An 11757-nucleotide genomic window follows, 5' to 3' on the forward strand; every position below is an offset into this window, starting at 1 on the left:
TTTTAAACTCCTTCTTATCAAAACAATTTTAGCCTATAGTTGATCCGTAATTTTATGTAAGTTTATACTATGAAAGCAGAAATTATCACCATTGGAGACGAGATTCTTATAGGCCAGATTATCGATACCAATTCCAGCTGGATTGCACAACAATTAGGAAAATTCGAAATTGACATTGTCCAGATGACATCCATTCCCGATACAGAGGACGCTATTTTCAATACATTAAAAAGTGCTTCCGCAAGAGCTGATTTGATTTTAATTACAGGCGGACTCGGCCCGACTAAAGACGATGTTACTAAAAATACCGCTGCCAAATATTTTGGTACAACCTTAATTCGGGATGAAAAAGTACTTCAGCATGTCACCAGTTTCTTTGAAGCCCGTAATCTAGAAATGTTGGAGATTAATCGACAGCAAGCGGATGTATTGGCAAACTGTGAAATATTGTTCAACGACTACGGCACAGCTCCGGGCATGTTAGTTTCAAAAGAACAAAAGCATTATATTTTTATGCCCGGTGTTCCATTTGAAATGAAACATTTGATGGAAAAACGCGTCTTTCCGTTACTCGAACAGCAAAGTAAAGATATATTCATCCATCACGAGACAATACTCGTCGGTGGTATTGGAGAATCCTATCTGGCAGAAGAAATAAAGGATATTGAAGAAGAACTTCCCTCAACCATTAAATTGGCCTACTTGCCTACTTTGGCTTTTATTCGCCTACGGCTTTCCGGAAAGAGCAAAAACAAATCGGATATCATACAAGAAGTAAAGCTCTTTAAGAGCAAACTTCTGAATCGATTAAAAAATCATGCCATTGCGGATTATGACACGACTATTGAAGCCTATTTGATCAAGGAGTTTACGCAACAGCAACTTACACTGACTACTGCGGAAAGCTGTACCGGAGGTAGTTTGGCGGCGTCATTAACTGCCAATCCGGGTAGCAGCGAGATCTTCGTCGGTGGTACTATCCCCTATTCCAATCAGCTAAAACAACAATTATTGGCAGTCAAAGAGACGACTTTAAATCAATTTGGGGCAGTCAGTGAACAAACTGCCATTGAAATGGCAGCTGGAGCAAAAGCAAAATTCAGTACCGATTATGCCATTGCCACCACTGGGATAGCAGGTCCAGGGGGAGGATCCGTGGACAAACCTGTGGGAACTGTATGGATTGCAGTAGCCGGAAAAAAAGAAATTATCACAAAAAAGTTTCAATTCAACAATGACAGACTCGTCAATATCGAGCGCACGCGCATGAATGCCCTTCTTCTACTTTGGAAACTGCTTGTGAAAGAAGAAGTATAAGAATCGGATAAACGTAAAATAATATTTCAATAAAATCGTTTTTTGAGGAATAATATTTTAAATTGTTGAAAGTAAACCACAATTTAATTAACTTCGTTTTTCTATAACGAGATTGCTAAAAAATATGGCTTTATATAAACTCTTACTTCCAAAAATGGGAGAAAGTGTATCGGAAGCAACAATTACCAAATGGTTAAAACAACCAGGTGACCTGATTGAAGAAGATGACACTTTATTGGAAATCGCAACAGATAAAGTTGATTCGGAAGTACCTTCTCCTGTCAAAGGTATTTTGAAGGAACAACTTTATACCACAGACCAAATCGTACAGGTTGGAGATGTCGTTGCAATTATAGAAGTAGAAGGAAATAACGAAACGAGTGAATCAGCCGTTCAAGCGGAGGAAAGTCCAAAGGATCAAGCTACAGACTCAGACGAAGGTGCCGATCTGGAAATACCAGGTATGGATCAATTAGAGAGTCCTAAAGAAGAAATTACTCCGGTTCATTACGAGCACACGACTCGTTTTTATTCACCATTGGTAAAAAACATAGCCCGTCACGAGGGGCTATCTCTCGGAGAGCTTGATCGTATCCAAGGTACCGGAGCTGAAGGTCGCGTGACGAAAGAGGACATTCTATCTTATGTTTCCAATCGAGGGGCACGCCAAAATATAGATCATTCAAAAGCGGAGAGCGCTCCTATTATCAAGGATGAACCGCTACAAACTGTTCCAACGACAACTGTCCATACAGTGGTAAACGGTCATGATGAAATTATTGAAATGGACCGTATGCGTCGCTTGATCTCTGACCACATGGTCAGGAGCGTTCAGGTGTCCCCACATGTCTGTTCATTTGTGGAAGCAGATGTAACAAACCTCGTTCTATGGCGCAATAAAGTAAAAGACGCCTATAAAAAACGTGAGGGAGAAAATATAACGTTCACACCATTGTTTATAGAAGCAATTACCAAGGCGCTAAAAGACTTCCCTTTGGTTAATATATCGATAGACGGTTACAATATTATCAAAAAGAAAAATATCAATATCGGTATGGCGGCAGCGTTGCCCAATGGTAATCTTATTGTCCCGGTAATAAAAAATGCCGATCAACTGAGCCTAGTGGGGTTGAGCAAATCGGTTAATGACCTTGCACAACGCTCACGCGCCAATAAATTAAAACCTGATGATACCCAAGACGGGACATTTACATTTACCAATATTGGTGCCTTTGGCAATATTATGGGAACGCCGATTATCAATCAACCTCAAGCTGCGATATTAGCGGTCGGCACCATAACAAAAAAACCCGCGGTGATTGAAACTGAATACGGCGATATGATCGGAATCCGACATATGATGTATCTTTCACTATCCTACGATCATCGTGCAATAGACGGCGCCTTAGGCGGCACATTCTTAAAACGGGTTGCGGACTATCTCGAACACTGGGATAGCAACAGAGAAATTTAAAGACGACAACGTCGTTATAAAAAAGTGGCTATCCAAAAGCTTTTGTATAAACTTTTGAATAGCCACTTTTTTCTTTTAACCATATTCTATACGGTTATATCTCAAATATGCTACTTTCGGCATACTCCACGTACTTGATAGGGACTTCTCCTATGTTACGTTTTATAGTTTACTATTTTCAAACTGGAGTTTCTTTTTCTTGATGACCAATTGGAAGCGAAAATAAAGTAAAAGCGAAGAAGTCAATAAGCCTAAAGTAAGCCCATACCAAATGCCCTTAATACCCCAATCAAAGAGTATCCCCATCACATAACCACTAGGCAATCCGATTATCCAATAGGCGACAAAAGTGATGATCGTTGGAATATTAACATCACCCATACCTCTTAAAACCCCCAATCCAACAACTTGTGTACCATCAAATAGCTGAAAAAGACCTGCAATGATCAGCAATTGAGCTGCGATGACAACCACTGCTTTATCAGAGGTAAAAATGTACGGCAAGTAATTATTAAAAATTGCAAACAAAGAAGCGGTAATCAACATAAAAAGCAAAACCAACTGATAGGACGTGATCGCAAAGCGCTCCAAGCGGAACAGATTTCTATTCCCATAGCTATTGCCCACTTTAATTGTTGCCGCAGCAGCAATACCACTTGCCATCATATATGTCATCGCCGCGAGCTGAATAGCGACCTGATGAGAAGCCTGTGCGGTAGCGCTAATTGTCCCCGCCAATAATGATGCTCCTGCAAACGCACCGATTTCAAAAACATATTGCATCGCGACCGGAGCTCCGATCCGCAATATTTTACCCAATCTTACCCGATCTATGACTGTAATTTTAAAATGTTGTATATAACCATTAAACTTCTTCGAGCGCAACACGTAGGTCATCATCACTGACATCATCAAAATACGGTCAATCAACGTACTGTATCCAACACCTTTCACCCCCATCGGCGTAATTCCGAACATTCCCTTGACGAAGATGATGGCTAAGATAATATTGAGAACATTTCCCCATATCGTTACGTTCATAGCCTGTTTAGTAAATCCCAAACCTTCGGCAAATTGCTTAAATGTACTGAATACCATTAATGGTAACATGGAAAGACTTAAGATAAGTAAATAAGGTTTCGCTTCTTTTACAACAGCCGGATCCTGGTTCAAATGATCTATTGCGAGCATCGAGCCAAAATAAACCAAACAAAACAGTAATACCCCTGTAATAATATTCAACCAGAAACTATTGGACAACAATACCGCACATTCCTTCTTGTTATCGCGGCCGTTTTCCTGCGCAATCAATGGCGTGATACCATAAGCAATTCCCAATCCAACGACCATAACAATCATAAAAACTGCATTCACCAAGGACACGGCAGCCAATGGAATCGTTCCAGCAAAATGTCCGACAATAACGCTATCGGCGGTATGTACCAATGTATGTCCGAGCTGTGAAATGACAACCGGCCCAGCCAATACAATTGTACTTTTATAATACGGCTTGAATGTTTTAAATTTACCCAACATAATCAATTCCTCAAAAAATAGGCACAAAAATACGAAGATATTTCCGATCTATCGTCATATTAAAAAATATTTAGCAAAAATATAACAAAATTTACCCTGAAAGTACCTACCCATTGTTAAGTAATTTTTATGTTTCAAATACCTTAAAATTATCTTAAATTTACCCGTTAGTCTAAGAACTATAGAAATATAAATGTAACTTAGCATCTAGTTAGTAATCAAAAGAAGAGGAAAAGAGTATGTACAATCCAGTAATAACATTCCTAAACATCGGAACACAGGAGATGATTTTAATCGTGTTTGCGATCTTGTTACTTTTTGGTGGCAAGAAGCTTCCTGAATTGGCCAGAGGTTTAGGAAGAGGGATACGAGAATTCAAAGATGCATCTGAAGGCATCAAACGTGAGATTTCAGATCAGATCAATAATTTCGAAAAAGACATAGACACGAAGACAGAGGTCAAAGAGGAGACCGTTCCAAATGAAGTAAAAGTTGCGGAAGAGCAAGCGAAAGCTGAACAAGAGAACCAAGCTGTGGAAACAGCTGAAAACACGGAATCTGAACCAGCAAAGAAAAAATATGAATTTTCAACTCCGGCAGGAGTTGTGGAGCACAATCCACATAAGCAATTAGATTACGGAGAAGAACCTTCTCATATCACCTACGGATATAATGACCACTTTGCTGAGGGCAAAAATAACGAAGGCGAAGAAAAGAAACCTTCAGAACAGGATAACACCAACAAACCTGCTTAACCTTATTACATTAATTTACAATTAGATATTTAATAGAGCTGTTGAATCGTTATTCAACAGCTTTCCTTTTTAAAGTAAACCAATAATGAGCTTATTATCACACGAAACTACTATTGCTAACGAGCTATCCATAAGCGAAAAACAAGTTCGCACGACAATTGAACTATTAGACGAGGGCGCCACCGTTCCATTTATTTCCCGTTATCGTAAAGAGATGACCGGCAGCCTGGATGAAGTTCAAATCACCAATATCAGAGATCGTTCCCAACAGTTAAGGGAACTGGACAAGCGCAAAGAAGCTGTATTAAAATCCATCAATGATCAAGGAAAATTGACAGCAGAACTTGAACAGCAAGTTATGACTGCCGAGACTATGGCAAATCTGGAAGATATTTACCTACCTTATAAGCCAAAGCGCAAAACAAGAGCCAGCGTTGCCCGCGAAAAAGGACTGCAGCCTTTGGCAGACCTCCTTTTGGCCCAAGACAAGGCTGATTTTCTGACACTTGCAAGTTCGTTGATCGACGAGGAAAAAGGAGTTAAAAATGCTGAAGAAGCTTTAGCTGGGGCACGTGATATCATTGCTGAAATTATTGCTGAAGATGCTACCGTACGATCTAAATCGAGGGCAATATTCCTAGAAAAAGGAGAATTTGTATCGAGAGTAGTTCCCGGAAAGGAGGAAGCAGCGATTAAATATAAAGATTATTACGAATGGTCAGAGCCATTAAAAGATGCTCCCTCCCATCGTGTTTTGGCGATGCGCCGTGGTGAAAAAGAAGAATTGCTTTATCTGGATATTGACATCAATGAAGAAGATATTCTCCCAACCATTGAATCTATTTATATTAAAGCTTCCAACGAGGCGGCTTCACAAGTGAAATTAGCATTGACAGACAGCTATAAGCGGCTATTGAAACCATCTATGGAAACAGAAATTCGCGTGTTGACCCGTCAAAAAGCAGATGAAGAAGCGATTAAAGTTTTTGCAGACAATGTTCGCCAGTTACTTTTAGCAGCACCATTGGGACAGAAGAGACTACTCGCAATAGACCCCGGCTTCCGAACAGGATGTAAAACCGTTGTATTGGATGAACAAGGTCAGCTCAAAGAAAACACGGCTATTTTTCCACACAATGGTGCAAACGGGCTTGCCGAAGCACAAAAGACGATCAAATATCTGGTATCAAAACATGATATTCAAGCCATTGCGATCGGCAACGGCACTGCGGGACGTGAAACTGAAGATTTTATCAAAAAACTGGGGCTCGATAACGTCACTATTGTGATGGTCAATGAAAGTGGAGCTTCTATCTATTCAGCATCAGATACAGCCCGCGAAGAATTTCCTGACCACGATATTACAGTACGTGGTGCCGTATCAATCGGAAGGAGATTAATGGATCCACTGGCTGAACTTGTCAAAATTGACCCCAAGTCAATAGGCGTAGGGCAGTATCAACATGATGTAGACCAAAATAAACTGCAGACGTCTTTGGACGATACTGTCATCAGCTGCGTAAACGCTGTAGGTGTGGAATTGAACACGGCATCCAAACAAATTCTATCGTACGTCTCCGGGCTAGGACCATCCTTGGCACAACAGATTATTAAATATAGAAATGAAAATGGTCCGTTTACATCACGGCGTGAACTAAAAAAAGTTCCGCGTCTCGGAGACAAAGCGTTTGAACAAGCAGCTGGCTTTCTTCGGATCAGACATGCGGACAATCCGCTGGATTCCTCGGCCGTACACCCTGAACGTTATGCCTTGGTTGAGCAAATGGCCAAAGACTTAGGTAAAAAAGTAGAAGATTTACTCAAAGATGCTGAATTAAGAAAATCCATTCCATTGAAAAACTATATTTCTGAGGAAGTTGGGCTACCAACATTAAATGATATTCTGAATGAGCTTGCCAAACCGGGGCTTGACCCAAGGGAAAAGTTTGAAGCTTTTTCATTTACTGAAGGCGTCAATAGCATTGGCGACCTACGCATTGGCATGAAACTTCCCGGTATCGTTACCAACATTACAAACTTTGGTGCTTTTGTCGATATTGGTGTACATCAAGATGGCTTGGTACACCTAAGCCAATTATCCAACCGCTATATCTCCGACCCACATGAGGTGGTTAAGGTTCAACAACATGTCACAGTCACCGTTACGGAAGTAGATGAAAAACGCAACCGCATTGCCCTGTCGATGAAAACAGATGAAAAACCTGCTGTCCCCAAGAATAAACGAAATGAGGGCAAACGGCAAGCGGAACCAGAGACAGACATGGCGAGTAAACTAGCCGCGTTGGCAAGTAAATTCAAATAAATCCCACGATTAAATAAAGGCTGATTTTTGGACTGACCCCAATAAATTGGACTAATTTACGCAGTGTTTTTGATATAATGAGCTCGGTATTCCACCGGGCTCATTCCATTTAAATCGATCCGTATCCATTGGTTAGTATAATACTTAATATAGACCGTTCAACACTTTTATTTCGTATCTTTAAAAGACAACAAGCCTTAATGTGATATGAAACACTGTATTATACTCTTATGCTTCTCGCTGCTAATGCTGCATTTTCAAGCTAAGGCCCAATTGGGAGAGGGAGCATATATTTCCCAAACCGGCACAAGCAAAAACTTAATTTTGGTCAAAGATCATTACCTATCCTTGATCGACTATGATGACAGCAAAAAGCAATTTGGTTATACTTGGGGCGGCCCCATACAACAGCAAGACGACAGACTTGAGGTGACTATTGAATACGATACCAAAGACAGCACAAATATCGGGAAGACGACCAGTCTAGCTGTTAAAAATGAAAAAGGAGCCATCCAAATCAAGTTGCCCGATGCCAACAAACTTTTCGTCAAGCAGAAAGCCATCGTCCAAGATTTAGATGCATTATGGAGAATCACGGGCAGGAAGCAAGAAGCCAAGATGCATGAGATTCCGAAAGCAGACCGCAAAACAATAAAGATCCTAGTTGACGGCTACTTCCAATGGATTGCTATTAATCCAGCCCAAAAAGGTTTTTACGGAACAGGGGGCGGAAGCTACAGTTATGAAAACAATCGTTACACCGAGAAAATACTATTCTTTTCAAGAGACAACAATAAAGTCGGTCAAGAACTTCATTTTGATGGGAAGCTCGAAGATACTAAATGGCATCACAGTGGAAAGAGCTCAAAAGGAGATAATATTTATGAAATCTGGAGTAAAGAATTAGCAAATTAACAAGATGACAATAGAAGAATTTCAATTATTGGACAGTCCTGTTCATCACTGGTCTGCCGTCCAAAAATCATTATGGTATGACAAAAAAGGAGATTGGAAAACAGCACACGACCTCATTGATCAATTGGATGATTTAGAAGCCGCCCATGTACATGCGTACCTTCACCGAAAAGAAGGAGATCTCTGGAATGCCCGCTACTGGTATAATCGGGCACATCAACCTGTTTATGCAGGTGATCTTGACGCGGAATGGAAGGAATTGTTTCGACTATATTTCTAATCGATCTATTCATCCTGCCCCCTTCTTATAATCGCTTTCTCTAAAATGCTCTTACTCATTTTTGATGTAAATTTCGTTTATATCCCTATGGCATTAATCAATCCCGATAATTTATCAATTATCCCAAACAATAAATTTTAGCCAGAACATATAGTCAAAACAAAAACTAGAGTTTATTTTTGTAACAAAAATAACACAAAAGAAAAACAGCTTAAGACATACAAATGAAATGGCATGAATATTGAACATTGTTTTCTATACTTTAAAAAGTATACTTTTCATAAATTTAGGTTAATAATTGGTTAGGTTAAACACCTGAAGTTCCCCACTTCAGGTGTTTTTTATATGTATGAAGCTATTGCTGGTATTACATTCAGCACCTTCTCTTCTGATCCCGCTCCAAACTAGATAATTATTTGTTTATGGACAAACATCTGATTTTGTCTAATGAAACATCGGATCCATTGTATTACTATATTTTTTGTTATATATTTAAGTCCATGATTAACCCGACAAAAATTATGAAAAGAACATCAATTTTACTGTTTTTATTAAGCGGCCTTTCCATTGTGGTCCTACGGGCACAGGAATTTAATCCTAGCCGAATGGATAGCTTAATGTCCGCCATGGATAAAAAAAACGCCTGGATGGGAAGTATTGCAATAGCGAAAGGAGATAAATTACTTTATCAAAAGGCTATAGGTTACGCTGATAGAGCACAGCAAAAGCTTGCCACGACCAATACACGATATGGTATCGGTTCCATCTCCAAAACTTTCACCGCAACCCTTGTATTAAAAACAATCGAGTTAGGGAAACTGCAAATGAATCAAGCCCTATCTACCTTTTATAAAGATATTCCAAATGCCGATAAAATAACGATACGTCAATTGCTTGATCATAGTAGCGGGGTACACAGTGTCACTGATGACAAAGATTATTTAACATGGAACACCAAAGCCCAAACTGAAAAAGAACTTGTTGAGCGTATGATCAAAGGTGGCGCTGAGTTTGATCCGGGCAGTAAACATGAATATAGTAATTCAAACTACATTTTGCTGACTTACATCTTAGAAAAAGTTTGGAAAAAAGACTATGCTTTTTTATTGAACCAGCAGATCTGCCAGCCGTTAAAATTGGAACAGACCACATTTGGCCGGCCACAAAATATTGCCAAAGATGTTAGCGAGTCGTATAGATTCACACAAGATTGGGACCTAGAGCCACATACGGATAATTCTGTTCCTCTTGGCGCTGGAGCAATATGGTCTACCCCAACAGATCTGGTCAAGTTTTTTAATGGTTTATTTAACCATAAACTGATCAATTCCACCAGCCTTGAAGAGATGAAAAAAATTATTGGCGGCTATGGGCTGGGGCTATTCCAAATGCCATTTTATGACCGCCGGGGATTCGGTCACACAGGGGGGATTGACGGTTATTCTTCTGTGGCGAGCCATTTTGATGACGGCAATTATAATGTTGCACTCATCAGCAACGGCAATAATTATAATAATAATGAAATACTAAAATTCAGCTTTGGTGAACTGTATCAAAAACCTTTCCCCCTTCCTGATCTTTCAGAAATACAATTGACAGATGAGGAAACCACGAGCATACTGGGTGAATATAAAAGCGAACAGCCTCCAATTCAGATCAATATTACCAAAGATGACGGCAAAATATTGGGACAGGTTGTAGGCCAACCCGCATTTCAATTGAAACCAAAGGATAAAAACACATTGGTGCAGCTTCAATATGGTGTAAAAATAGTTTTTGATCGCAGTGAGAATAAGATGACGCTCTATCAAAATGGGCAAACACTTATCCTGAAAAAATAGTTCTCGCTACCCTAAAACAGATGCCCCACTTTCTTCTCTTAGACTATAGATCAGAAAGAAAGTGGGGCACAATGTACTAAATCAACAGTACCTATTTGAGGTTTACCGGCACAAACACAATCTTTCGATAATTCTCCTTTTCGAATAAAATACCGATTCTATTTTTATTTAAAAGAACCAAATCGGAATAAGCCGCATAGTCACCTTTAACACCCTCGGGAGCTTTAGCAACAACTCGATTGAAATACCAGGTTTTCCCCTGATTCTTACTCAACCGCAGCGTCAGATTATCTCTTCTGTCCGATGTTGCTGCATTACAAACAGCTAACACGTATCCGCCTTTCCCCTGCCAGGAAAGCACAGAACCCTGATTGACAGGATCGAGCAGGTTTTTATCATAATAAGTTGTATCCCAAGTAACGCCACCATCACTTGAATACGATACGATTCGCTCTTTTACATGACCTTGCTGGTTACGGGAATTCATATACAGTCCTGTATTCGATATTTGTGCAGCCATTGTCTCATTTGATCCCTCAAACTTGACGCTCGCTCCTATTTTGAATGTCTTTCCATGATCATCCGAGTAATACGAATGGGCAAAATAGTCTTCGCCATTTGCTTTTGGATTTCCTTCGGAATGATTCGCAGGAATATAAATACGTCCTTTATATTTACCAGAATCAAATTGGAGCGCATGCCCTGGTGTATTCGCGTAAGTTCGCCAGTCCTCCTGAAAGTTATATCGTGTATTTACTGAAGGCTGATTGGGACGATGGGTCTGCAGTGTAATGTTCTGCGGATCGGACCAGGTTTTACCACCATCTGTCGAACTCACTGACCAGCACTCGCGTAAACCATTACCTTTACGCACCTCTGCTTCATGATTATTACCAGTATTGTAAAAAAGTAACAGTCTTCCCTTCGGATATGCTGGATCTAACAAGTCGACCAGGGGAGCAGGATTTCCGACCTGCAAATGGTCATTGTCAACAGCGACATGCAATGGTCCCCAGGTTTTACCATTGTCCGGACTGATTTTATAAACAATATCTACATTACCAAAATCCCCCGCATGATCCACCCTTCCCTCGGCAAAGGCAAATAACCGGCCTTGTTTATCTTTGACAATAGCCGGTATCCGATAGCTTTTATAACCGCCTTCACCGGATACAAAAACACTTACTTCCTGTGCTCCTGCGTAGGTATACAATCCAACAAACATTGCCGTCACAACAACATTTCGCATTCGAATCCACCTTGTATTCATCATATTTACTTATCACTTTTAACTATAAAAATAGAATAATCTTCTA

The 11757-nt window shown here is 40.0% G+C and carries 9 protein-coding genes; 7 read left to right on the forward strand and 2 right to left on the reverse strand.

Annotated features, from left to right (window positions below):
- Positions 1-69: 69 nt before the first annotated feature.
- Both G6053_RS24255 and G6053_RS24260 read left to right on the forward strand, forming a co-directional pair.
- Positions 70-1317: a competence/damage-inducible protein A gene (locus tag G6053_RS24255; protein WP_108636478.1), complete on the forward strand. Its 1248-nt coding sequence runs from the start codon at positions 70-72 to the stop codon at positions 1315-1317.
- A gap of 124 nt (positions 1318-1441) precedes the next feature.
- Entirely contained in the window at positions 1442-2791 is a 1350-nt protein-coding gene (locus tag G6053_RS24260; RefSeq protein WP_165308836.1) for a dihydrolipoamide acetyltransferase family protein, read from the forward strand.
- A 162-nt stretch (positions 2792-2953) separates the two neighbouring features.
- Here G6053_RS24260 and G6053_RS24265 read toward each other — a convergent pair whose 3' ends face one another.
- On the reverse strand, positions 2954-4327 hold the full coding sequence (locus G6053_RS24265; protein ID WP_165308837.1) for an MATE family efflux transporter: 1374 nt from the start codon (positions 4325-4327) through the stop codon (positions 2954-2956).
- Positions 4328-4566: 239 nt separating this feature from the next.
- Here G6053_RS24265 and G6053_RS30990 point away from each other — a divergent pair, with 239 nt between their 5' ends.
- The 5 genes from G6053_RS30990 (at position 4567) to G6053_RS24290 (ending at position 10441) form a co-directional block, all read left to right on the forward strand.
- The gene (locus G6053_RS30990) at positions 4567-5082 is read left to right on the forward strand and encodes a twin-arginine translocase TatA/TatE family subunit (RefSeq protein ID WP_108636475.1); all 516 of its coding nucleotides are present in this window, start codon (positions 4567-4569) and stop codon (positions 5080-5082) included.
- An 85-nt stretch (positions 5083-5167) separates the two neighbouring features.
- Complete coding sequence (locus tag G6053_RS24275) at positions 5168-7405, forward strand: Tex family protein (RefSeq protein WP_108636474.1); 2238 nt, start codon at positions 5168-5170, stop codon at positions 7403-7405.
- 207 nt (positions 7406-7612) lie between these two features.
- On the forward strand, positions 7613-8320 hold the full coding sequence (locus tag G6053_RS24280) for a hypothetical protein (RefSeq protein WP_146191136.1): 708 nt from the start codon (positions 7613-7615) through the stop codon (positions 8318-8320).
- A 4-nt stretch (positions 8321-8324) separates the two neighbouring features.
- A complete protein-coding gene (locus G6053_RS24285; RefSeq protein ID WP_108636472.1) occupies positions 8325-8600 on the forward strand; it encodes a hypothetical protein in 276 nt (91 codons plus the stop codon).
- Positions 8601-9121: 521 nt separating this feature from the next.
- Positions 9122-10441: a serine hydrolase domain-containing protein gene (locus tag G6053_RS24290; RefSeq protein WP_165308838.1), complete on the forward strand. Its 1320-nt coding sequence runs from the start codon at positions 9122-9124 to the stop codon at positions 10439-10441.
- 91 nt (positions 10442-10532) lie between these two features.
- On the opposite strand, the gene G6053_RS24295 is transcribed toward G6053_RS24290, so the two are convergent.
- Complete coding sequence (locus tag G6053_RS24295) at positions 10533-11714, reverse strand: sialidase family protein (RefSeq protein ID WP_165308839.1); 1182 nt, start codon at positions 11712-11714, stop codon at positions 10533-10535.
- Positions 11715-11757: the final 43 nt, after the last annotated feature.

Source organism: Sphingobacterium sp. DR205 (assembly GCF_011064245.1).
Taxonomy (GTDB): Bacteria; Bacteroidota; Bacteroidia; order Sphingobacteriales; family Sphingobacteriaceae; genus Sphingobacterium; species Sphingobacterium athyrii.